Here is a 22,093-nt window from a genome sequence, read left to right as displayed (position 1 = left end):
CAAAGCAGAAAAAGTTCGCTAGAGGATAGTAATTCACCGCCACTAGCGGCTAAAATAGTCGGTTACCCCTTATTATTTTTCTTTATGTAAGTGTCGATTAAACGCCAATGAAATCACATACTCAATCTTTACTCGCTGAATCTTTAAATGCCCTTAAACAACAAGGGATTGTTCCTGCAGACTTTGAAGCACGTATTCAAGTTGACCGAACGAAAGATAAAAGCCACGGTGATTTTGCAACTAACTTGGCAATGATGCTGACTAAAGCTGCGGGCAAAAATCCACGTGAACTCGCTCAACTGCTTATCGATAACCTACCTGAATCAGCTCATGTTGAAAAAGTAGAAATTGCAGGCCCAGGTTTTATTAACTTCTTTATCGATGACAACGCCCTAGCAAACCAGTTAATGACGGGGTTAAACAGCGATAGTTTTGGTATTGAACTGCCTGCGCCACAAACAGTGGTTGTTGATTACTCTTCGCCAAACTTGGCTAAAGAGATGCACGTAGGTCACCTACGCTCAACCATTATTGGTGACAGCGTTGTGCGCGCCCTAGAATTTATGGGCCACAAAGTTATTCGTCAAAACCACGTAGGCGACTGGGGTACTCAATTCGGTATGCTGCTTGCTTACATGGAAGAGCTGCGAGCTGCCAATGGTGAGCAAGCTAAAATGGAACTGTCAGATCTAGAGACGTTCTACCGCGCTGCTAAAGTTCGTTTTGACGAATCAGAAGAATTTGCTACTCGCGCACGTAAATTGGTTGTTGAATTACAATCAGGCGACGAGTACTGCAACAAACTATGGCGCGAATTTAACGATATATCGCTAAGCCATTGCCATGAGCTATATGAGCGCTTAGGTGTGAGCCTAACTCGCGCAGATGTGCGCGGCGAAAGTGCTTACAACAGCGATCTTGCCCAAGTGGTTGCCGATCTTGATGCACAAGGTCTATTGTCTGAAAGCAATGGCGCAAAAGTTGTTTTCCAAGACGAATTCAAAAACAAAGAAGGCGAGCCTCTACCGGTTATTATCCAAAAAGCCGACGGCGGTTACCTATATGCTACTAGCGATCTAGCTGCAATGCGTTACCGCTCAAATGTACTTAATGCTGATCGCGCATTGTACTTTGTTGATTTACGTCAGGCGCTACACTTCCAACAAGTATTCAAGCTAGCTAAAACGGCTAAATTTGTACGCGAAGAAATGAGCTTCGAGCACATGGGCTTTGGTACCATGAACGGTGAAGATGGTCGCCCATTTAAAACACGTTCAGGCGGGGTAGTTAAGCTGATTGACCTGCTAAAAGAAGCTGATACTCGTGCACTAGAGCTTGTTCGTAGCAAAAATCCAGATATGGACGAAGCTGAACTAGCTGAGATTGCTCGCGTTGTGGGTATTGCATCAGTTAAGTACGCCGATCTTTCTAAGAACCGTGCCAGTGACTACATCTTCAGCTTTGAGCAGATGCTGAGCTTTGAAGGTAACACAGCACCGTACCTACTATACGCTTACACGCGTGTAGCGGGGATCTTCAAGCGTGCTCAGGATGTTGATTTAAGCGATGCAAAAATCATCCTAGAACACGAAAAAGAGAAAGACTTAGGCACTAAGCTTGCTCAGTTTGGCGAAGTGATGGCACGTATGGTTAGCAAAGGCCAACCACATGCCCTTTGCGGTTACCTATTTGAGCTAGCCGGTGCGTTCTCAAGTTTCTACGAAGCTTGCCCAGTGTTAGCCGCTGAATCTGAAGAGCTTAAGAAGAGCCGTTTATTATTGTCACAGCTAACCGCTAAGACACTAAAACAAGGCTTAAACCTGCTTGGTCTAGAAACATTAGAACGGATGTAATCTTTAGCCCATGACAAATCGTGATTATGCAAACCGTAAGCCTGCTCAAAAAGGTAAGAACAGCGCTCGCAAAAAGAGCTCAAAAGGAAATGCGCCAAAGCGCGTTCCAATTCTGCTGTTGCTTATCACGCTTGTAGGTATTGCTAGCTTTGGTTATTTACTGTGGATATTAAGCAGCAATGATGAGCCAACCACTGCGCCGGTGGTGGTTGAGCAACCAAAGCCTAAACCAAAAAAGAAAGATCCTGACGCACTTCCTCCGGTACCAAAAGAGGAATGGACCTATCTTGAAGAACTAGAAAACAAGAAGGTTGAAGTCGATCTTCCTGAAGTATCAGATAAACCAAAACGTCCTTATCAAATGCAGTGTGGTTCGTTTAGAAAAGAATCACAGGCCAATGAGCTAAAAGCGATTATCGCTTTCCAAGGTCTTGAGGCACAAGTACGTAAGGCTACAGGCAGCAGCGGAGTTTGGTATAAGGTTGTATTAGGCCCTTATGACAAAAAGCGCGATGCTGAAAGACAGCGCCATGTGCTGCAAAACGCTGGCACTAACGGTTGCCAGATCTGGTTCTGGGAAGGTTAAATCACCAACCTCAATAAAAACGCTGCTTTTGCAGCGTTTTTTTATGCCAGCACTCCCGCCGCCCCTTGATATTCAAATCAGCATCCCCATATCTTTATTATCGTCAACCAGCAGGCATAATGTCGCTGGCTAGAGAAGAGGATTTATTGTGACCACTATCGTATCAGTACGCCGAAATAACCAAGTCGTTATCGCCGGTGATGGCCAAGTTTCTCTCGGTAACACCGTTATGAAAGGCAATGCTAGAAAAGTTCGTCGTTTGTACCACAACAAGGTACTAGCGGGCTTTGCTGGCGGTACAGCCGATGCATTCACCCTATTCGAGCGTTTCGAAGCTAAGCTTGAAATGCACCAAGGTCACCTAATGCGCGCAGCCGTGGAAATGGCTAAAGACTGGCGCTCAGATAAAGTGCTACGCAAGCTTGAAGCATTGCTTGCAGTGGCCGACGCTGAATCTTCATTAATCATTACTGGTAACGGTGATGTGGTTCAGCCTGAAAATGATCTTATCGCGATTGGTTCTGGTGGCAACTTTGCCCAATCAGCAGCGACTGCACTACTTGAAAATACCGATTTAAGTGCACTCGAAATTGCTGAGAAATCGCTAACAATTGCTGGTGACATCTGTGTGTTCACCAACCAATTTAAGACAATTGAAGAATTAAAGTACTAAGCGCAAACGCTGAGTAAAATGCTGTAAAGCATAAGGAAAGAATATGTCTGAAATGACACCACGTGAAATTGTTCACGAATTAGATAGCCACATTATCGGCCAGCAAAAAGCCAAGCGTTCAGTTGCGATTGCACTGCGTAACCGCTGGCGCCGTATGCAGCTTGCTGCTGACTTACGTCAAGAAGTGACACCAAAGAACATTCTTATGATTGGCCCTACCGGTGTAGGTAAAACTGAGATTGCTCGTCGTTTAGCACGTCTTGCTAAAGCCCCTTTCATTAAAGTTGAAGCGACTAAGTTCACTGAAGTGGGTTATGTAGGTAAAGAAGTTGAGCAGATCATTCGCGATCTAACTGACTCGGCAATTAAATTGACTCGTGAAGAGCAAATTAAGAAGTGTAAATTCCGCGCTGAAGAAGCGGCAGAAGAGCGTATTTTAGATGCCTTGCTACCTAAGCCAAAAGAAGATTGGGATAGCGAAAAAGCGGATGACAACGCAACACGTCAAATCTTCCGTAAGAAGTTACGTGAAGGTCAGCTAGACGATAAAGAAATTGAGATCGATATTACTGCGCCACAAGCGGGCATTGAGATCATGTCTCCTCCAGGTATGGAAGAGATGACTAACCAGCTACAAAGTATGTTCCAAAATATGGGACCGGGTGCGAGTAAGCGCCGCAAGATGCCAATCAAAGAAGCTTATAAACTATTGATTGAAGAAGAAGCATCTAAGCTAGTTAATCAAGAAGACTTAAAAGAACAAGCAATTGAGCTTGTTGAGCAACACGGTATCGTATTCTTAGATGAGATCGATAAAATCTGTAAGCGTGGCGAATCGTCAGGCCCAGATGTATCTCGTGAAGGTGTGCAGCGTGACCTACTTCCTCTTGTTGAAGGTTGTACGGTTAATACTAAACACGGCATGGTTAAAACGGATCATATCTTGTTTATCGCATCGGGCGCGTTCCAGATGTCTAAGCCATCTGACTTGATCCCTGAGCTTCAAGGTCGTCTGCCTATCCGTGTTGAGCTAGATGCACTAACAGCTGGTGACTTTAAGCGTATCTTAACTGAGCCACACGCATCGCTAACTGAACAGTATATCGCTTTGATGGGCACTGAAGGCGTCACCATCGAGTTTACCGAAGATGGTATCGACAGCATTGCAGAAGCTGCTTGGCAAGTAAATGAGCGTACTGAAAACATCGGTGCACGTCGCTTACACACAGTGATGGAGCGCTTGATGGAAGAGCTTTCTTACGAAGCATCTGACAAGTCTGGCTCTGTTTCAGTTATCGATGCCGAATATGTTAAAGCGCACCTAGATAACTTAGTACAAGACGAAGATCTAAGCCGCTTTATTCTATAAGCTCAGCTTAAAATCGTTGCCAAATAATGGCTAAATTAGTGATAGCGGTTAAGGACAATATGCTCCTTAACCGCTATTCTGTTTCTAATACTCGTTAAAATTATGCCGGTTAATAGATGACTCAAGATAACAGCACACCAAATGTGATAGCGATTAAGCTAAAACGTAAATCTCGCCAACTTGAGATGACTTTCGATAATGGTGAGACCCACCAGCTAAGCTGTGAAATGCTGCGTGTATACTCGCCATCAGCAGAAGTGCATGGCCACGGTAACCCTGTGCTGGTGACTCATAAGAAAAACGTCAATATCAGCGCCATTGACCCGGTTGGTAATTACGCCGTTAAAATCACCTTTGACGATGGCCATAATACTGGTTTGTTTTCTTGGAAGGTGCTGCACGATCTTGCCACTCATCAAATGGATTTATGGGAAAAGTACCTTGCCCGTCTGCGCGCAGCCAAGGCTAGCCGCGAACCATTAATCGATATGGCAGTGAAGTACCACAAATAAGCTTACGGCTTTACGTTTATATATGATCACCTAAACCTGCTTAGGTGATCCTATCTTTTCAATTCCCCCAAAAAATTACCCCTCATCTCCCTCGCTAGAATTAGTTAACGCAAATACAGTGTGAGCTAATACCAAAATCTGTCTCAAATTGAGTGAATGCGGACTTAAGTCCTCTATGTCATCGCAAATGCCATTTAGTATCGCGGGCAATCAAAAAAGAGGATAACTCATGACTGCACATATCAATGGCAAACTTGGCGATTTCGCTGAAACCATCATCATGCCTGGTGACCCACTACGCGCAAAATACATCGCTGAAAACTTTTTAGACGATGCGGTAGAAGTGACTAACATTCGTAATATGCTTGGCTACACTGGCTTTTATAAAGGTCAGCGTATTTCGGTCATGGGCCACGGAATGGGTATTCCATCTATGGTGCTTTATGCCCACGAGCTTGTGGCGGACTTTGGTGTTAAACGTATCATTCGTGTAGGTAGCGCAGGTGCAACTCAGCACGATGTGAAAATCAATGACGTGATTTTAGCCCAAGCTGCTGGCACAGACTCACCAACCAATGCCAAGCGCAGCAGTGGCTACCAAATGGCTACATCAGCAACATTTGATTTATTGCACAAAGCTTACATGATTGCCAAGCAAAAACAGCTCAACGTAAAAGTGGGTAACGTGTTCAGCGGTGATATGTACTACGATCCTGATGAAGATATGATCCCTGCACTTGAACGTTTTGGCGTGCTTGGCGTGGATATGGAAGTTGCTGGTTTATACGGCCTTGCTCATCATAAAGGTTTTGAGTCATTAGCGATTCTAACTGTATCAGACCACTGTTTAACAGGTGAAGAAACAACGGCAGAAGCGCGCCAACTGACCTTCAATAACATGATTGAGTTAGCTTTAGAAACAGCCTGCCAATAAGGCATGAGTGGCTGAACTAAGCTAAAGCTAACTTCAACAAGCTAGCTATTATCTAGCTCCAGTTTTGTTATCCAACTGGGGCTATTCTATAAAGGCTTTAAGACCTTCTAAGTCTTGAATAATCAGACCTTCTTTATCACGTTTAATTAGCCCCTGTTCCTCAAGCTTTTTCACTGCTCTACGATACACTCTATCTGTTGTCGCAAAACGCTCAGCCTCAAGATAACACTTGGTAAACCCTTTTACAGGTTGATCTTGGAGGTACTGATGATAGAGATCATAAGCAATATTGTAAGCAATGGGGTACAACATACGCCGGGTAAAAATATCGACTGTATCTTGGTAATCAATGGCAATCGCACTGGCGAAGAACAAGGCAAACTTCGGCGTTTTAGCTAATGCTTGCTGCAATTTATCACCATTGATAATTGAGATCTCAAGTGACTCTTCGGCAATGATATCAAGCTGACATAAGTAGTCTGTAAAGAACTCCATTTCACCAAACAGTTGCGAATCACACATCATAGTGCCGAGTTGAAAACTACGACCATTTCTGGCGGTATAACCCATAGAGATCCGGCCATGAGGCACTAAAATCAACGCATTAATCTGCTGTCCTTGCTGCATCAATTTATGCTGTGCAGCGACCACTTTGGTTTCGGTAATACACTCGCGCATGATCTGCTCAATCGCATCATGCTCTTGTTCCCATAAAGAATGAAAGCGCCCTTTCGCTAATGGTTTTAGCTGCATAGCCGTATTATTTAATTAAAATCCTGACGATAGATGATTTAATTATACGCCTTTAACAAGCCACATTGACTCGGTTACGGGCTTTTTTTCTGCCAACTTACGGGTAGGGTCACTTCTTGCCACAATGACTGACAAAGTTTTTCTGGTTGAGTCCAATCCCCTTCTAGTAGCCATGTTACCAATGCATCGCCAACCTCTGGATAGGCAATCGCTTCTGGCATTGGTGCTTTTAACCAGCGCCTCAATACGTCAGAATCCAAACTTGTTTTCATGCACTCTGCAGCGCCCAACAATTCAAGTGCAACAACATTAGATAGCTGCTCAAACTGGCCTAGCAATGGCTTAATTAACAGTTTTTTACCTAAGGTTAATGCTTCGCTTGCCAGCTCAAAGCCAGCATTACCAATCACTCCACCACAATTTGCCATAGCAGCTTTAAAACCATGACGATCAAAGCCATGCCATTTGATATGCTCAGGTAAAGATCCCGAAGCAGCAGAAGCGTGATAAACCAAAAAGGTGTAATCACTAAACGGGGCCAAAAAGCGGGCAATATCGTCCGGTGATTCAAAAGGTAAATACACTAAAATCTGGTGTGCGAGTTGTTGCTCGACAACGTCAACCTCAACAAAAGGCGGTAAGATAGGGAAGCCAAAGTGATGCCAGTGGCAGCCTAATGCAATATCAACCGGGGCGAAGTAATTCAACATCATATCGTTAAACCAACTGTCACCTGCTTTAGGCACCGGAAAGTGCAGCGCCGCCTGATGACTGATCCCAATAGAAGGGATCCTCTGGTTCTTAGCTGCCCAAGCAGATACAGGCTCAAAGTCATTTAACACTAAATCATAGCCAGTCAAATCAAGGTTTTTGACATCTTTAATAAAGCCCAGCCACGCGTTCTGCTTGGCCGTTTTAGCCACGCTAACCCGCCCAGCTTCTGTTGCAAAGGTTAGCCCTGATTGCACTTTATAATGACCAAAGCATTGCATATCAAAAAACTGCTCCGGTGATCGCCCTGAAAAGAAGAAGTCAACGTCTACGCCTTTACGCTGCAGTGCCTTAGCCATCACTCTAGCGCGGCTCAAATGGCCATTACCAGTCCCTTGAACACCATAAAGAATTCGCAATTTACGCTCCTAGATAATTTGCTGACTAATAAGAACCGACACCATACCCAGCAATGCTCCGGCGACAATATCTAAAGGATAATGTACGCCGAGAAGCACCCGCGAGATACCAATGGCAAGCGCCCATGTCACCGCAATATAAACAAGTTCGGGATAGATAAAGTAAACACTGGTGGCCATCACAAAAGCCGCTGCTGTATGGCCTGAGGGTAAGCTAAACTTATCCGCAGGCTCGATGCTTGCGCTGCCATCGACTAGTGCATGGCAGGGTCTAGGGCGACGGATCATGTTTTTAAGCACAAAATATAGAGGGAGCTCGACAAGGTAGGCTGCAACCATCGAAAAAAGAAAGCTTTCTCCTTTAGAGTCGACGAGAAGCAATAACACCGCAAGATATAAATAAACAGGACCATTGCCCGAAGTTGATACTGACAACGCCAGTCTTTGCAGGCCATGATATTCGCCTTGTTGCACTATGTATCGATACAGCTGTTTGTCATACGCGGTAATTGACACCATAACCATGCCCCTAAGTGATTACTCGCCTCTCTATAGGTTGCAAACTAGGTAAACTCTATGACGCCACGGTGACAGCTTATCTAAAGTTTTATGACACAGCCCGGCAAGCAAGTCTTGATTGAGGCATAAATACAACCGCCCGCAGATATAGAATTTGAAGGTAGTTTACTAGAAGTGGGGGAATGTTGAGTTGACCAGCCTAAGGTCGGCTAAGCTGGTACAGTCGCTAGGCTTTCTAAGGTGAGCAAAAGCGTTATTCTGCAGATAGTGCCACTTGATTACGAGTACGGTAAAGTTTCAATAAATGGTAGATGTTGATACAAGCAACAAATGCATTCATTCCCGCAACTGGCCAAGCTTCAATAGATGCGCCATAAATCACAAACAAAGAACAACCTGCGAAGTTAAGGCATCTTAACCAAATAATGTCTTTCATCATCAATGAAATAGCCACCATAACTGACGCGGCATAACCAATGATTTCTATCGTATTCACAGCTTCCATAAGGCACCTTCTTTAGGCCCTATGCCTTCCCTAAGCTATTCGAGGGATCCTTGCCCCTAAAGCGGTTAAAAATTACGTTTAAGTTAAATTATCTGATGACATGCTAACAAATAGCACTGCATTTTGTAATAAAAAAACGTCATATAATGACCCGAATCATGTTTTAGCGCTTTTATTAACCACTAAGGAGAAATTTTACTACAATGAGAGCAACCGCACTTCTATTGGACAATTGCGTGATTGATAACGCTTTTCTTTTTAAGAATCCCTTATATACTGAGTGCAATTACTTGTTTGCTCGGACTACTGGGCATCTCTATCTATTAGGAGTGTTCTTATGGAATACAACACCTCAGAACTTTGTGACACTTATATCGATGTTGTAGATGTTGTCGAACCCATGTTCAGTAATTATGGGGGGTCTAACTCTTTTGGTGGTTCAATTAGCACCATTAAATGTTTTGAAGACAATGGCCTGATCATTGATGCTGTCCAAGAAGATGGTGAAGGCAAGGTGCTCCTTATCGATGGCGGTGGTTCACTGCGCCGTGCGCTACTTGATGCAAATATCGCCGCTAAAGCGGTAGAAAACAATTGGGAAGGTATTATCGTTTACGGTACCGTTCGCGATGTTGATGCATTAGAAGATTTAGACATTGGTATTCAGGCGTTAGCCTCTATCCCTGTAGGCGCAGACAGCAATGCGGTAGGTGAACTTGAGATCCCTGTAAACTTTGGTGGTGTAACTTTCTTACCGGGCGATCATGTTTATGCTGACAATACCGGTATTATCCTGTCGCCAGAGCCGCTTGATATTGATTAAGTACTAAAAATGTAAATAGCCAAAGCTATTACACTATATTAAGCCAGTCCTAGTGACTGGCTTTTTTGTCGCTGTTTTCCACCTAAAATCAGTATAACTTGCAGACAAAATTTATCCGCTTAAACTAGAACGCATCAAAGCTAACAATAAGAATAACATCATGCTGAATCTCACTACTTTCACCCAAGATAAACTGCAAAGCTTACTCAACACCCGTAACGGCGAAACCAAACTTGGTCAACGCGTGATGCTTCCGGAAGTCAACCTAGCGCTCGACAGCAACTTAAATCATGCCAAAGCAAGCGGTGTACGCTTTGTCATTTTAGGGATAGGTGAAGATATTGGGCCACGAGCTAATTTAGGGCGCGGCGGCGCGACCGATGCATTTGACAGTGCTATGGCTCAATTTTTGAATTTACAATCAAATCGGTTTCTTAGCGGCAATGAGTGCCTAGTATTAGGCCAGATAACAACTGAAGACCTAGCATTGCCAGAAAACAGCGAAACAGAGCAATTAAGAAACCATGTTGATCAACTCGATGAGCGCGTGATTCAAGTGCTATCGACAATATTTAACGCTGGCTTAGAGCCTATCGTGATCGGCGGTGGGCACAACAATGCCTACGGCCTGTTGATGGCTGCTAAAGCAGCTTTAAAACGCCCCATTGCCGCAGTAAACCTTGATCCACACTCAGACTTCAGACCCAAAGAAGGCCGTCATAGCGGCAATGGCTTTAGCTACGCCGCAGCATCTGGCGCATTAGGTTATTACCATGTGCTAGGTTTGCACGAGCTTAAAAATAGCGAAACAACGCTACAACAGCTGGAAACCTTTGGCGGGCACTGGCATAGCCTGCAGCAAATTTGGGTTAGGCGCGAACTGAGTCTTGAAAGCGCACTGCAACAGATAAGCAAACAGCTCAATAACACCCAATTGCCCGTTGCTATAGAACTCGATCTCGATGCTATTACTAATATGCCTAGCAGTGCTTCAACCGCTGCAGGGATTCCACTGCTCGACGCCCTACACTACGTGAGTTATATAGCGAAACATTGCCCAAGCATATACTTACATTTGGCCGAAGCAGCACCGAGCTGTCACGTCGCTGGAGCCATAGCCGGACACCGTGAAACAGGGCAAAGTATCAGCGAATTGATCTACTCATATATCAACGGACGTATTAATGCTCTATAGCATGTAATAACTATTCAACATTGGTAAATAGTGTGGTGTAATGCGCTGTCAATTTTGCGATGGACTGCGCCATCACGCATTTTTTTATTATCCTCATACGGATAGTTAACCTTCATCACAGACTGATAGATGAAAGATTCAGCAATTGTCTTTGATGGCTTACAATCGCAACAATTTAATCGTTAACGTTATAGGAACACATAGATGTCAGACGACAATCCAAAGAGCACTCACTTCGGTTACAAAACCATTGAAGCAGAGAAGAAAGCCGACATGGTTGCTGGCGTATTCCATTCTGTCGCAGCTAAGTACGACATTATGAATGACGTTATGTCTTTCGGTATCCACCGTATGTGGAAGCGCTTCACTATCGAAAGTGCGGGTGCACGCCCTGGTATGAAAGTACTCGATTTAGCTGGCGGCACTGGCGATTTAACCGCAAAATTTTCGCGTATAGTTGGTGATACAGGCCAAGTAATTTTGGCTGATATCAACGATTCAATGCTAAAAGTAGGTCGTGAAAAGTTAAGAGATAAAGGCATTGTAGGTAACGTTGACTATGTGCAAGCTAACGCTGAAGCACTGCCATTTCCAGATAACTACTTTGACATTATCACTATCGCATTTGGTTTACGTAACGTAACCAATAAAGACGCAGCGATCGCATCAATGTTACGCGTATTAAAGCCCGGTGGTAAGTTACTGGTACTTGAGTTTTCTAAGCCTCAGCATGAAATCATGCGTAAAGTTTATGACCTATACAGCTTTAAAGTATTGCCAAAAATGGGCTCGCTGATCACTAAAGATGCAGACAGCTATGAATACCTAGCGGAATCAATTCGTATGCACCCTGATCAAGACACCTTAAAGCAGATGATGGAAGACGCTGGCTTTGAACAAGTCAACTACACCAACATGACTGACGGTATTGTTGCCTTACACAAAGGTTACAAATTCTGATTGGACTCGCTATGTCTCGTGACCTGCCATTAATTGCCTGCGCCGCGATTGAGATCAGTTTGAATAAACTGATCTCGCAATCTCCTGAAGACTACGCCAAGCTGCGTATTCTGCATGGCAAAGTATTATGTATTCAACTCTCTCAACTCAATTGGCCTCTGTATTTTTTATTTGCCGATGAGGTTCAAGTCTTTTCAAGTTACCAAGGTGAAGTCACCACTAAAGTGAATGCCGATATCACTACCTTGTATCAATTAACTGAAGGCGCCAACCTGACCGAGCTCATTAAGCAAGATAAGCTTAGCCTTGAAGGTGACTTAGGCCTTTTGCAAAGCTTTAGCCATTACATGCAGCACATTGATGTTGATTTCGCCGAGCCGCTTTCGCGCTACATTGGTGATGTACCAACACATTTTATTGGCCAAGGTTTAAAGCAAGCAAAACATGATTTATCGAGCGTTTTTCGCAAAACACGCTCACATATAGGCCAGCTAACCACCGAAGAATATCGACTCGCTCCTCATAAACTCGAGTACATACATTTAAGCGATAACATCGATGACTTAGTCACTGATGTTGCCGCCTTATCCTCTCGAGTAGATCAGCTTATAAACAGGGTAAAGATTAAACCATGACAGTAAAAAGTATCAGGCGCGCTTATCACGTCATTCGTACTGCATTACATTACGGCTTGGACGATTTAATTCCCTCTAAGTTAACGCCTTGGTACTTTAAATTACTAAGAGGTTGCTTCTTCTGGCTGCGCAATAAGCACAAAGATAAAGTAGGCGGCGAACGTTTAAAGCTCGCCATGCAAGAGCTAGGGCCTGTTTATATCAAGTTTGGACAAATGCTATCAACCCGCCGCGATCTGCTTTCAGACGAATGGGCTGAAGAGCTAGCGATGCTGCAAGATAGAGTGCCGCCATTTGATTCTGCTGTCGCGCGCGCATCAATTGAAGCAGAGTTAGGTGCACCTATCGAAGATTACTTTGATGACTTTGATGACACACCTTTAGCCTCGGCGTCTATTTCTCAGGTTCACACTGCGACATTGAAATCTAATGGTGCTAGCGTCGTACTAAAAGTGCTGCGCCCTGACGTTGAGCAAAAAGTGCATGCTGATATCTTACTTATGTCGCAGGCTGCTGACTTCTTAGAAAGCTTACTGGGCGCAAATAACCGCTTGCGCCCTGCCGAAGTCATTGAAGATTACCGCACCACAATTGAAGGTGAGTTAAACCTAAAACTCGAAGCCTTGAATGCGATTAAACTACGTAATAACTTTATCGACTCAAACGCGCTTTATATCCCCTACATGTACGAAAACCTTTGCTTCACGCGCTTAATTGTCATGGAGCGTATTGACGGCGTACCAGTGTCAGATAAAGTTGCACTTGAAGCCCAAGGCACTAATTTAAAGCTGCTTGCGGAGCGCGGCGTTGAGCTGTTCTTCACTCAAGTATTTCGTGACAACTTTTTCCACGCCGATATGCACCCAGGCAATATTTTTGTTAGCCGTGAGCACCCTAACGATCCTTTCTATATCGGTCTAGATTGCGGCATCATGGGTACGCTAACCGATGAAGATAAGCGTTACTTAGCTGAAAACTTTCTTGCGTTCTTTAATCGCGATTATCGCCGTATTGCTCAGTTATATATAGAGTCAGGCTGGGTCTCTGCCGATACTGACGTCGCTGCTTTTGAGCAAGCAGTAAAAGTGGTTTGCGAACCTATGTTCAATAAACCACTCGATGAAATATCTTTTGGCCATGTGCTACTTGAGCTATTTAGAACCGCGCGACGTTTTGACATGGTTGTACAGCCTCAGCTAGTGCTACTTGAAAAAACTTTGCTTTATATCGAAGGCTTAGGGCGTCAGTTATACCCACAACTTGACTTATGGCAAACGGCTAAGCCGTTTTTAGAGCAATGGATGGCTGAGCAAGTTGGACCTAAAGCCATGGCGGCAAAAGTTAAACAACAGTTACCTTATTGGGGAGAATACCTGCCCGAATTGCCAGAGTTGATCTACGACAACCTCAAAATGGGCCGCAACCTATCTAAAAATCAAAATAATTTGTTAGATCGGTATCTCAAACATCAACAAAAAGCTCATAAAAGTAACTATCTTTTAATTACATCGGCTGTTTTAGTGATCTGTGGCACTATTTTGTTAAACCAAGACGCTACACTATGGGCGTCTTATGGCAGTATTGGCATAGGCCTCACTCTGTGGGTGCTTGGATGGCGATCTAGACCAAAGAATCGCAAAATTTAGCTAGACCTAATTAACCAAAGGTTCATAATAGAACCAGTATCTAATTAAGAGGATTCATCCATGGGTGGCATTAGTATTTCGCAACTTCTTATTATTGCTTTAATTGTCGTATTATTGTTTGGAACTAAGAAGTTACGTTCACTAGGCGGCGATTTAGGTGGTGCAGTTAAAGGCTTTAAGAACGCCATGTCTTCTGAAGAAGAAAAGAAAGCTTTAGAAGATAATGCAACTGACAAGCCAGCTACTGACACTGCAAAAGTGACAGAAACTGCAAAAGTTGCTGAGACAGCTGAAAAAAAGGCTGAGTCTAAAGGTAAAGAACAGGCGTAATCGACTATGTTCGACGGTATCGGCTTTATGGAGTTGCTGCTGATTGGGATCTTGGGCCTAGTAGTACTTGGCCCTGAAAGACTCCCAACCGCTGTGCGCTCAATTTCTAGCTGGATCCGCGCCATGAAAAAAATGGCTAACTCGGTAAAAGACGAATTAGAGCAAGAGCTTAAAATTGAGCAACTGCATTCTGATTTGAAAAATGCAGAGAGTCAGGGCTTAAAAAACCTTTCTCCAGAGTTACAGGATTCAATCGATCAATTAAAAGAAGCGGCTCAATCTGTTAATCGTCCTTATCAAGTAGAAGACGTTCCTGCGGCGAAAGATACTACTCCAGCCAAAGAAACCTCGACTGCAGAGACAAGCTCGACAACAAGTGCTAATTCAGACAAACCTAATGGGTAGTCCATGTCACAACAGCAGCCATTAATTAGCCACTTGCTTGAGTTACGCACCAAGATATTAAAAGCAATTGGTAGTGTTCTTTTGGTATTTCTTTGCTTAGTTTACTGGGCTAACGATATCTACCATTATATGGCCACACCATTAATGCAAGTTCTGCCTGAATCAAGCAGTATGATTGCAACTGATGTAGCTGCGCCATTTTTTGCCCCTTTTAAATTGACATTAGTGCTGTCGTTTTTTGTTGCAGTTCCTTATGTCCTTTATCAAGTGTGGTCTTTTGTCGCACCAGGCTTATATAAGCATGAAAAGCGTTTGGTAGTGCCATTACTCACTAGTAGCACACTGCTTTTTTATCTAGGTATCGCGTTTGCTTACTATATCGTATTTCCGGTCGTCTTTGGCTTCTTCGCCAGTGCCGCACCAGAAGGGGTGGAAGTCGCAACCGACATCAGTAGTTATCTAAGCTTTATTCTAAAACTATTTTTTGCTTTTGGTTTAGCTTTTGAAATCCCTGTAGCGGTTGTACTGCTATGTTGGGCCGGTGTAACAACTCCTGCTGACCTAAAAGAAAAACGCCCTTATATCGTAGTCGGTGCATTCATTATCGGTATGCTACTAACACCACCAGATATTATTTCGCAAACAATGTTAGCGATTCCAATGCTAATTTTGTTTGAAGGTGGTTTGATTGCAGCGCGTTTTTACAGTAAAGATAATGAAGAAGATGACGAAAACGCAGAAAGAGACGAACAGAAAGAGTCTGAGTCGTAATTCACTTTCTTAATCATCCTATGAAAAGGTATTATCTCGTCCTTAACAGGTTTAGATAGTACCTTTTTTATTTTTATAGTGGCTGTACAGATTAATTTTGCGGTTTCAATTAACCCAATAAAATGTAAAATCAGCTACAAGCCTGCTTTATAAAAATAAAAGGAAGTTACAGATGATCAAGCCTCGTTTAATCCTACTCAGTGTTGCATCGTTATTTATCTCAACCACTGCCAATGCATCATTAGAAAGCCAACTATCACAGTGCGCTGCAATTAAAGACAAGCTAGATCGCCTAATCTGTTACGACAACCTATCATCTTCTTTAGACTCACAAGCAAAAACAAGCGTTACCACTGAAGCGATTGCCGTTGCGGCTTCAACCGCAACAGTAGCTTCAACAGTCGAAAGCTCCATAGAAGATAACTTTGGTAAAGTAAAGAAAGCAGAAGAAGACGAAGTCAGCAAAATCTATTTAGAAGTCAATAAAGTAACTAAAGATCCTTATGGTGCATTAAAGATTACATTTAATAATGGCCAAGTTTGGAAGCAAACAGATAGCCGCAGTTATAGAATTAAAGCAGAACAAAAAGTGTTTATAGAAAAAGCTGCATTAGGCTCCTTCATGCTTGGAACTGATGACCGCAATACCACGATTCGAGTGAAGCGTTTAAAATAATGCCCCAATATATGGATATAGCTGTCAACCTCATTGGCAGCTCTTTAGAAAAAGATATTCAACGAGTTGTTGATGATGCCAAGGCGCACTCTGTTACCTCTATGGTTGTCATCGGTAGCCATATTGAAGAGAGTAAGCAAGCTGCCAAGCTTTGTCAGCAATTCCCAGAACAGCTATATAGTACAGCAGGGGTTCACCCTCACCATGCTAGCGAATGGCAATTGGATAGTGCAGAAATGATAAGAGAGCTTGTTCGCCAGTCAAGCGTTATCGCTATCGGTGAATGCGGTTTAGATTACAATAGAGACTTCTCTCCACGTAACATGCAACGTAAAGCTTTTGCAGCTCAGCTTGCCTTGGCCGTTGAGCTTAATATGCCAGTACTCATGCACGAACGTGATGCTCATGAAGACTTTTTAGCAATTTTAAAAGAGTATCGCCCGCAGTTACCAGCTGCACTTTTGCATTGTTTTACCGGTAATAGAGCTGCTTTAGAAGCCTATATTGAGCAAGATCTATACCTTGGTATTACTGGCTGGGTCTGTGATGAACGCCGCGGCCAAGAGTTGGCTTCGATTGTACCGCTTATTCCTGATAACCGTATTCTTATCGAAACAGACAGCCCATACCTCATCCCTAGAAGTATGCGACCTAAGCCAAAATCCTGTAAAAATGAGCCAAAGTATCTGCCTTATATTGCGGAGTATATTGCTGTGCTCAGACAGCAATCCGTTAAAGGTTTTGCCTCTCAAACTTATATAAATAGCCGTACTTTTTTTGGTTTACATAATTAATGCGATTTAGCTTTAACCATCTAGCGCTCATATTTATTCTCTTTTTTTCTGGCATAATTAGCGCAGAAGAGCGGCTTATTATTACAGAGAAAACATCTGACGAAGTGCCGTTAAGCCAAGTACTTTACCTAGCAAAGCAACCAGTCAAAGTGGATTTAGCTTACCTAGAGTCAGCAGCTATTGATTGGCAGCAATATGAAGATAAACATATCCGTGGGATTAACAACAAAACATATTGGTTAAAGTTTAGTATCAGTCAAATCGCAAAACAGACTAGGCAGCAAACCTTGTCGTTAGCTAATCCGCATTTAGACTTCATCGAACTATACCATGTCAAAAATTCACAATTGGTTGAACACCTGCACTTAGGCGACCTATTACCTTTTAAGCAAAGAGAGGTTATCAGTACAAACTTTCTATATTCTTTCTCAAGTAATCAATTAGACAACCATCAGTTTTACTTAAAAATTGATAACACAGGTGCAGCCAATATCCCCCTCACATTATGGTCGAGTGATGCCTATTATCAAGATGCAGAGCTACAAGCGGTTTTCTATGGTTTTCAGTTGGGCATTCTCGCAGCTATCGGACTCTTTAGCCTCTTTATTGCGATAACATCTCACTCTTTTAGCTATACCTATTTTTCCGGATATGTGCTCTCAATAACCTTTTTCGTCGCAACATTGCATGGTCTTGCGTTTCGGTTTATTTGGCCAAACTTTCCAGTATTACAACAGTATGCTTTACCGGCACTTTTAAGCTTATCGATGATGTTTGTTTTTCTGTTTTCAGAAAAAGTTATGCAGTTTAAATATCACAATCAAACCATGTTAAGGCTGTGCCGCATCTGCGCCGCTCTATCTATATTACTGCTAATCAGTGGGCTTTTTCTTAGCTACACCATAGCCTTAAAATTAACCATATACTCAGTGATGTTTGCCAGCGTCATGTTAATGTATATGTCGGCGACACAAGCATTTAAAGGTTATAAATTAGCAAAACTATTCGCTATCGGCTGGATAGGTATGATGCTTGGTTCACTGCTTTCCGGTGCACTTTATCTTGACTTAATTAATTGGGATATCGAGGCAAAAACTCCTTTTCTTATTGGCTTAAGTTTCGAAGTACTATTCATGGCTGCACTATTAGCGATACGTTATAACGACGAACGTTTAGCTAAATTAAAAATTCAACAAGAAGCCCTAGCACAAGCGAAGGAAGCTAAAGAACATAAAGATAAAGCACTACGTATCGAAGCCCGTAGTAGTGAACAATTAAGCCAAAAAGTACAAGAACGTACCTTAGAACTAGAAATCGCATTACGTGAGCTCAATGATGCAAACCAGAAGCTGACAGAACAAGCAAAAATAGATAGTCTAACAGGCGTAAAAAATAGAAATTCCTTCGATAAACGTATCGTTGCTGAAGGACGGATCAGCCGCAGGCAACAAACGCCTATGTCGATATTGATGCTTGATCTAGACCACTTCAAATCAATCAATGACTCATATGGACATCTTGCTGGCGATCAAGCGTTACGGGTTGTCGCAACAACACTAAAACAAAACTTAAAGCGACCAACTGATCTAGTGTCACGTTTTGGTGGTGAGGAGTTTGCTATTATATTACCCAACACTGATCAAGTTGGTGCTTTACAAGTGGCTGAGACTATAAGAAAAGCCATTAGTGAACAGCCAATTATTTGGGGTGATGATAGCTTCCCGCTAACCGTTAGTATCGGTGTAAAAAGTGAAATTGTCACCTCAGAAGAACATACAACCTTGCTGCTAGAGCAAGCTGATAAAGCACTTTATCAAGCAAAGAATGAAGGGCGTAATCGTACTAAACTATACAGCCCAATATAAAATTAATATCACCATCGTCTGGAGCCAAATGTGAATATTATTACTAGTGCCTACCCACAACGTAGAATGCGCCGCATGCGTAAACATGAATTCAGCCGTCGTCTAATGGCTGAAAATCAGCTAACGGTAAATGACCTCATCTACCCAATGTTTGTTCTAGAAGGCAACAATCGCACAGAACAGGTTGCATCGATGCCTGGTGTAGAGCGTTTATCAATCGACTTACTTTTGAAAGAAGCTGAAGAGTTAGTCGAGCTTGGTATTCCTTTAATTGCACTCTTCCCTGTGACTCCAGCTGAGAAGAAAACCTTAATGGCAGAAGAAGCTTATAATGCTGATGCCTTGGCACAACGCGCTGTTCGTGCGCTGAAGGAAGCATTTCCTCAGTTAGGCGTCATGACAGACGTAGCTCTTGATCCATTCACGACTCATGGTCAAGACGGAATCATCGATGAAACCGGCTACATCATGAATGACATCACTACTGAGATCCTTGTTAAGCAAGCTCTTTCTCATGCTGAAGCCGGAGCTGATATTGTAGCCCCATCAGATATGATGGATGGTCGTATTGGTGCCATCCGTAAGGCACTTGAAGAAGCTGGGCATGTAAATACTCAAATAATGGCATATTCAGCTAAATACTCTTCAAACTACTACGGTCCATTTCGTGATGCTGTAGGTTCAGCTGGTAATCTAAAAGGCGGCAATAAGCATAGCTACCAAATGGATCCTGCTAACAGCGATGAAGCGCTGCACGAGGTTGCTTTAGATATCCAAGAAGGTGCAGATATGGTTATGGTTAAACCAGGCATGCCTTACCTAGATATCGTACATCGTGTAAAAACCGAGCTTGCAGTACCAACATTTGCTTACCAAGTAAGTGGTGAATACGCTATGCATATGGCTGCCATTCAAAATGGTTGGTTAGCAGAAAAAGCGATCGTGATGGAATCACTACTTTGCTTTAAGCGCGCAGGCGCAGACGGTATTTTGACTTACTTCGCTAAACGCGCAGCCCAGTGGCTTAAAGAAGATAAGTAAACTCTACTTGCGCGATATAGAAACTAGAAAGCCAGAGCACCGCTCTGGCTTTTTTATGCCAGTAAGGCTGACTTACTGTTAGCTGTAATCTAGACTCTACCAATCAGTAATGAGGTGTGAGCTAATATAGCCACCATTCTTAAACTGTATCTACACTTGAAAACTTATAGCGCAGAAGAGATATTAGCTTTATCTCGAGCTGAAAAAGAGCCGCGTAAACGCATGCGATTACTCGCTGTTGCACTCTTCCGAGAAGGAAACAGCCGAACTGAAGCTGCACTAAGACTGAAAGTGGCCCGTGCTAGTGTTAATGCTTGGGTCGCCAAATATCTTGCTAATGGTGTAAAGGACTCGATGCCAAAAAGAATAAAGGCCGTGATAGCTATTTAACCGTAACTCAAAAGAAGCAGCTTAGTTGCTATATTGAAGACCGATGCACAAACGCCTCGGGCGGCAGACTAACTGGCGATGCGATCCTCAAATATATCCAGCTGAGTTTTAATGTGGATTACCACCCTAATGCGATTTACAAGTTATTGGAGCAATTGGGTTTTAATTGGATAACCAGTCGTTCCAAACATCCAAAACAAGCAATAGAAGCCCAAACGGCTTTTAAAAAAGTTCCAGTTGGAAACGATCCTTATACAAATCAGTATAAGAATTTGCTCAGCTCAGAACGATTTTTGGCAAACTAATTCAAGGCGAATAGCTGTAATAATGGTTATTCCCTTATAAATCTATTCAACACAGAAGTAGGCAGCCAAAAACGTTCCAGACTGGCGAGTTTTAGCGATTCTGATGCTGTGTTAACGAACTTGAACGTAGAACAACTATGCCCTTCGCTCGTTGCCTTGCCTCAAAACCGCTAAACTCTAGCTGAGCGACTAAATGTTTATACTGATTGGTATTAGTTGGATAACCAGTCGTTCCAAACATCCAAAACAATCAATAGAAGCCCAAACGGCTTTTAAAAAAGTTCCAGTTGGAAACGATCCTTATACCAATCAGTATAAGAATTTGCTCAGCTCAGAACGATTTTTGGCAAACTAATTCAAGGCGAATAGCTGTAATAATGGTTATTCCCTTATAAATCTATTCAACACAGAAGTAGGCAGCCAAAAACGTTCCAGACTGGCGAGTTTTAGCGATTCTGATGCTGTGTTAACGAACTTGAACGTAGAACAACTATGCCCTTCGCTCGTTGCCTTGCCTCAAAACCGCTAAACTCTCGCTGAGCGACTAAATGTTTATACTGATTGGTATAACATACCTGGTAGTGTAGCACTCGAGCTTGTCTAGCTATTTGTAAAAGTAATGGTTTCAAGATGAAGCGCGTTTTGGGCAGCAAAACACGACAACACGCATATGGGCTAGAAAAGGCTCCCGCCCACGAGCAGTTCGCCAGCAACAATTTGAATATGCACACTTCTTTGGCGCAGTCTGCCCAGAAACCGGAGAGACTGAAGCATTAATTGTTCCGTACTTAAGTAAAGACATCATGCGTCAGCACCTATCGCAAATTGCGCAAAGGACAAAACCGGGACGACATGCTGTAGTGGTAATGGATGGCGCAGGTTGGCATACAGCTGATATTGCAGATGAGTTTACCAACCTCAGCATTATAAAGTTGCCACCGTACTCGCCGGAGCTAAATCCGATAGAGCAGGTATGGAGTTGGTTGCGCCAGCACTACTTAGCTAATCGTCACTTTCATGGTTATGAGGATATCGTTAATGCCTGCTGCGATGCTTGGAACAACTTCATTAGTGATACGAAAAGAGTGATGCCCCTATGCCGAAGATACTGGGCAAAGATGACTAAGTGTTAAGATGGAATGGTATAAGTGTTAAGATGGAATGGTATTACAGACGTAAAAAAGCCCGCTACATGGTAGCGGGCTTTCTTGCTTCTCTTTCGAGAATAAATAGGCGCCTGGAAATGGCCAGCTTCGAGCAAGTTCTCCGCGTTCACCCCATGCATCAAACTTCGTTTGATAAGCACAAGGGCTTCACCCTACTCCACATGGGTACTGAACCTCACTGCGTTCGGGCTTTTTATTTCCCCATGTTCGTTCGGTCACTTTTCGTAATAGAGAGTCCAGACAATAACGAAAAAAGC

General features: G+C 43.1%; 25 protein-coding genes and 1 pseudogene. 22 read left to right on the top strand and 4 right to left on the bottom strand.

What is annotated here, in order from left to right:
- Window positions 1-107: 107 nt before the first annotated feature.
- The 6 genes from argS to deoD all read left to right on the top strand — a co-directional run bounded on the left by argS (window position 108) and on the right by deoD (window position 5,927).
- Window positions 108-1,853 carry an arginine--tRNA ligase gene (argS, locus tag L2748_RS07470; RefSeq protein WP_220778867.1) on the top strand — a complete coding sequence of 582 codons (1,746 nt, stop codon included), beginning with the start codon at window positions 108-110 and terminating at the stop codon, window positions 1,851-1,853.
- Between the two features lie 10 nt (window positions 1,854-1,863).
- Entirely contained in the window at window positions 1,864-2,439 is a 576-nt protein-coding gene (locus tag L2748_RS07465) for an SPOR domain-containing protein (protein ID WP_220778869.1), read from the top strand.
- 148 nt (window positions 2,440-2,587) lie between these two features.
- Complete coding sequence (gene hslV, locus L2748_RS07460) at window positions 2,588-3,112, top strand: ATP-dependent protease subunit HslV (protein ID WP_220767023.1); 525 nt, start codon at window positions 2,588-2,590, stop codon at window positions 3,110-3,112.
- A 43-nt stretch (window positions 3,113-3,155) separates the two neighbouring features.
- On the top strand, window positions 3,156-4,481 hold the full coding sequence (gene hslU / locus L2748_RS07455) for an ATP-dependent protease ATPase subunit HslU (protein WP_220778871.1): 1,326 nt from the start codon (window positions 3,156-3,158) through the stop codon (window positions 4,479-4,481).
- A 116-nt stretch (window positions 4,482-4,597) separates the two neighbouring features.
- Window positions 4,598-4,993 carry a gamma-butyrobetaine hydroxylase family protein gene (locus L2748_RS07450; protein ID WP_220778873.1) on the top strand — a complete coding sequence of 132 codons (396 nt, stop codon included), beginning with the start codon at window positions 4,598-4,600 and terminating at the stop codon, window positions 4,991-4,993.
- A 229-nt stretch (window positions 4,994-5,222) separates the two neighbouring features.
- Window positions 5,223-5,927: a purine-nucleoside phosphorylase gene (gene deoD / locus L2748_RS07445; protein ID WP_220778875.1), complete on the top strand. Its 705-nt coding sequence runs from the start codon at window positions 5,223-5,225 to the stop codon at window positions 5,925-5,927.
- A gap of 81 nt (window positions 5,928-6,008) precedes the next feature.
- On the opposite strand, the gene L2748_RS07440 is transcribed toward deoD, so the two are convergent.
- The 4 genes from L2748_RS07440 to L2748_RS07425 form a co-directional block, all read right to left on the bottom strand.
- Entirely contained in the window at window positions 6,009-6,680 is a 672-nt protein-coding gene (locus tag L2748_RS07440; RefSeq protein WP_220778876.1) for a Crp/Fnr family transcriptional regulator, read from the bottom strand.
- Window positions 6,681-6,754: 74 nt separating this feature from the next.
- Window positions 6,755-7,810, bottom strand: coding sequence for an MJ1255/VC2487 family glycosyltransferase (locus L2748_RS07435; protein ID WP_220778878.1), 1,056 nt, complete (start codon window positions 7,808-7,810; stop codon window positions 6,755-6,757).
- A 9-nt stretch (window positions 7,811-7,819) separates the two neighbouring features.
- Window positions 7,820-8,329, bottom strand: coding sequence for a phosphatase PAP2 family protein (locus L2748_RS07430; protein ID WP_220778879.1), 510 nt, complete (start codon window positions 8,327-8,329; stop codon window positions 7,820-7,822).
- A 253-nt stretch (window positions 8,330-8,582) separates the two neighbouring features.
- Window positions 8,583-8,834, bottom strand: a complete 252-nt coding sequence (locus L2748_RS07425; RefSeq protein ID WP_220778881.1) for a YgjV family protein — start codon at window positions 8,832-8,834, stop codon at window positions 8,583-8,585.
- Between the two features lie 337 nt (window positions 8,835-9,171).
- On the opposite strand from L2748_RS07425, the gene rraA reads away from it, so the two are divergent.
- The 16 genes and pseudogenes from rraA to L2748_RS07350 form a co-directional block, all read left to right on the top strand.
- Entirely contained in the window at window positions 9,172-9,657 is a 486-nt protein-coding gene (gene rraA / locus L2748_RS07420; RefSeq protein WP_220778888.1) for a ribonuclease E activity regulator RraA, read from the top strand.
- A gap of 160 nt (window positions 9,658-9,817) precedes the next feature.
- The gene (locus tag L2748_RS07415) at window positions 9,818-10,852 is read left to right on the top strand and encodes a formimidoylglutamase (protein ID WP_220778890.1); all 1,035 of its coding nucleotides are present in this window, start codon (window positions 9,818-9,820) and stop codon (window positions 10,850-10,852) included.
- Window positions 10,853-11,056: 204 nt separating this feature from the next.
- The gene (ubiE, locus tag L2748_RS07410) at window positions 11,057-11,812 is read left to right on the top strand and encodes a bifunctional demethylmenaquinone methyltransferase/2-methoxy-6-polyprenyl-1,4-benzoquinol methylase UbiE (RefSeq protein WP_220778891.1); all 756 of its coding nucleotides are present in this window, start codon (window positions 11,057-11,059) and stop codon (window positions 11,810-11,812) included.
- An 11-nt stretch (window positions 11,813-11,823) separates the two neighbouring features.
- Window positions 11,824-12,447 carry a ubiquinone biosynthesis accessory factor UbiJ gene (locus L2748_RS07405; protein WP_220778893.1) on the top strand — a complete coding sequence of 208 codons (624 nt, stop codon included), beginning with the start codon at window positions 11,824-11,826 and terminating at the stop codon, window positions 12,445-12,447.
- On the top strand, window positions 12,444-14,093 hold the full coding sequence (gene ubiB, locus L2748_RS07400) for a ubiquinone biosynthesis regulatory protein kinase UbiB (RefSeq protein WP_220778895.1): 1,650 nt from the start codon (window positions 12,444-12,446) through the stop codon (window positions 14,091-14,093). The genes L2748_RS07405 and ubiB overlap by 4 nt, the downstream gene beginning before the upstream one ends.
- 60 nt (window positions 14,094-14,153) lie before the next feature.
- Window positions 14,154-14,423, top strand: a complete 270-nt coding sequence (gene tatA, locus L2748_RS07395; protein WP_220778897.1) for a twin-arginine translocase TatA/TatE family subunit — start codon at window positions 14,154-14,156, stop codon at window positions 14,421-14,423.
- 6 nt (window positions 14,424-14,429) lie between these two features.
- Window positions 14,430-14,828 carry a Sec-independent protein translocase protein TatB gene (gene tatB, locus L2748_RS07390; RefSeq protein WP_028766634.1) on the top strand — a complete coding sequence of 133 codons (399 nt, stop codon included), beginning with the start codon at window positions 14,430-14,432 and terminating at the stop codon, window positions 14,826-14,828.
- Between the two features lie 3 nt (window positions 14,829-14,831).
- Window positions 14,832-15,599 (top strand): twin-arginine translocase subunit TatC, encoded by a 768-nt coding sequence (gene tatC, locus L2748_RS07385; protein ID WP_220778899.1) that lies wholly within the window; start codon window positions 14,832-14,834, stop codon window positions 15,597-15,599.
- Between the two features lie 172 nt (window positions 15,600-15,771).
- Window positions 15,772-16,275 carry a hypothetical protein gene (locus L2748_RS07380; RefSeq protein WP_220778901.1) on the top strand — a complete coding sequence of 168 codons (504 nt, stop codon included), beginning with the start codon at window positions 15,772-15,774 and terminating at the stop codon, window positions 16,273-16,275.
- Window positions 16,275-17,069 carry a TatD family hydrolase gene (locus L2748_RS07375; protein ID WP_220778903.1) on the top strand — a complete coding sequence of 265 codons (795 nt, stop codon included), beginning with the start codon at window positions 16,275-16,277 and terminating at the stop codon, window positions 17,067-17,069. The genes L2748_RS07380 and L2748_RS07375 overlap by 1 nt, the downstream gene beginning before the upstream one ends.
- Complete coding sequence (locus L2748_RS07370) at window positions 17,069-18,934, top strand: sensor domain-containing diguanylate cyclase (protein WP_220778905.1); 1,866 nt, start codon at window positions 17,069-17,071, stop codon at window positions 18,932-18,934. Before L2748_RS07375 ends, L2748_RS07370 begins: the two co-directional genes overlap by 1 nt.
- A gap of 30 nt (window positions 18,935-18,964) precedes the next feature.
- The gene (gene hemB / locus L2748_RS07365; protein ID WP_028766639.1) at window positions 18,965-19,975 is read left to right on the top strand and encodes a porphobilinogen synthase; all 1,011 of its coding nucleotides are present in this window, start codon (window positions 18,965-18,967) and stop codon (window positions 19,973-19,975) included.
- A gap of 156 nt (window positions 19,976-20,131) precedes the next feature.
- The gene (locus L2748_RS07360) at window positions 20,132-20,365 is read left to right on the top strand and encodes a helix-turn-helix domain-containing protein (RefSeq protein ID WP_220778907.1); all 234 of its coding nucleotides are present in this window, start codon (window positions 20,132-20,134) and stop codon (window positions 20,363-20,365) included.
- Between the two features lie 32 nt (window positions 20,366-20,397).
- Window positions 20,398-20,670 (top strand): helix-turn-helix domain-containing protein, encoded by a 273-nt coding sequence (locus tag L2748_RS24620; protein WP_220778915.1) that lies wholly within the window; start codon window positions 20,398-20,400, stop codon window positions 20,668-20,670.
- Window positions 20,671-21,290: 620 nt separating this feature from the next.
- A pseudogene (locus L2748_RS07355) lies at window positions 21,291-21,803 on the top strand (IS630 family transposase); the annotation flags it as partial.
- Between the two features lie 23 nt (window positions 21,804-21,826).
- A partial coding sequence (locus tag L2748_RS07350; RefSeq protein ID WP_248957678.1) for a hypothetical protein occupies window positions 21,827-22,093 on the top strand: 267 nt, incomplete at its 3' end.

It is taken from the genome of Shewanella sairae (genome assembly GCF_023283535.1).
GTDB lineage: Bacteria > Pseudomonadota > Gammaproteobacteria > Enterobacterales > Shewanellaceae > Shewanella > Shewanella sairae.
Note: the sequence above shows the minus strand (reverse complement) of the source record. Positions and strands in the feature narration are given on the sequence as shown.

What these genes read in the sequence shown, in the direction of transcription:
- L2748_RS07405 (WP_220778893.1), top strand. Translation starts at nt 11,824, where the DNA reads ATGTCTCGTGACCTGCCATTAATTGCCTGCGCCGCGATTGAGATCAGT.
- L2748_RS07465 (WP_220778869.1), top strand. Translation starts at nt 1,864, where the DNA reads ATGACAAATCGTGATTATGCAAACCGTAAGCCTGCTCAAAAAGGTAAG.
- L2748_RS07440 (WP_220778876.1), bottom strand. Translation starts at nt 6,680, where the DNA reads ATGCAGCTAAAACCATTAGCGAAAGGGCGCTTTCATTCTTTATGGGAA.
- ubiB (WP_220778895.1), top strand. Translation starts at nt 12,444, where the DNA reads ATGACAGTAAAAAGTATCAGGCGCGCTTATCACGTCATTCGTACTGCA.
- rraA (WP_220778888.1), top strand. Translation starts at nt 9,172, where the DNA reads ATGGAATACAACACCTCAGAACTTTGTGACACTTATATCGATGTTGTA.
- tatA (WP_220778897.1), top strand. Translation starts at nt 14,154, where the DNA reads ATGGGTGGCATTAGTATTTCGCAACTTCTTATTATTGCTTTAATTGTC.
- L2748_RS07425 (WP_220778881.1), bottom strand. Translation starts at nt 8,834, where the DNA reads ATGGAAGCTGTGAATACGATAGAAATCATTGGTTATGCCGCGTCAGTT.
- deoD (WP_220778875.1), top strand. Translation starts at nt 5,223, where the DNA reads ATGACTGCACATATCAATGGCAAACTTGGCGATTTCGCTGAAACCATC.
- L2748_RS07415 (WP_220778890.1), top strand. Translation starts at nt 9,818, where the DNA reads ATGCTGAATCTCACTACTTTCACCCAAGATAAACTGCAAAGCTTACTC.
- ubiE (WP_220778891.1), top strand. Translation starts at nt 11,057, where the DNA reads ATGTCAGACGACAATCCAAAGAGCACTCACTTCGGTTACAAAACCATT.
- argS (WP_220778867.1), top strand. Translation starts at nt 108, where the DNA reads ATGAAATCACATACTCAATCTTTACTCGCTGAATCTTTAAATGCCCTT.
- L2748_RS07450 (WP_220778873.1), top strand. Translation starts at nt 4,598, where the DNA reads ATGACTCAAGATAACAGCACACCAAATGTGATAGCGATTAAGCTAAAA.
- L2748_RS07370 (WP_220778905.1), top strand. Translation starts at nt 17,069, where the DNA reads ATGCGATTTAGCTTTAACCATCTAGCGCTCATATTTATTCTCTTTTTT.
- hslU (WP_220778871.1), top strand. Translation starts at nt 3,156, where the DNA reads ATGTCTGAAATGACACCACGTGAAATTGTTCACGAATTAGATAGCCAC.
- L2748_RS07430 (WP_220778879.1), bottom strand. Translation starts at nt 8,329, where the DNA reads ATGGTGTCAATTACCGCGTATGACAAACAGCTGTATCGATACATAGTG.
- tatB (WP_028766634.1), top strand. Translation starts at nt 14,430, where the DNA reads ATGTTCGACGGTATCGGCTTTATGGAGTTGCTGCTGATTGGGATCTTG.
- L2748_RS07375 (WP_220778903.1), top strand. Translation starts at nt 16,275, where the DNA reads ATGCCCCAATATATGGATATAGCTGTCAACCTCATTGGCAGCTCTTTA.
- L2748_RS07380 (WP_220778901.1), top strand. Translation starts at nt 15,772, where the DNA reads ATGATCAAGCCTCGTTTAATCCTACTCAGTGTTGCATCGTTATTTATC.
- tatC (WP_220778899.1), top strand. Translation starts at nt 14,832, where the DNA reads ATGTCACAACAGCAGCCATTAATTAGCCACTTGCTTGAGTTACGCACC.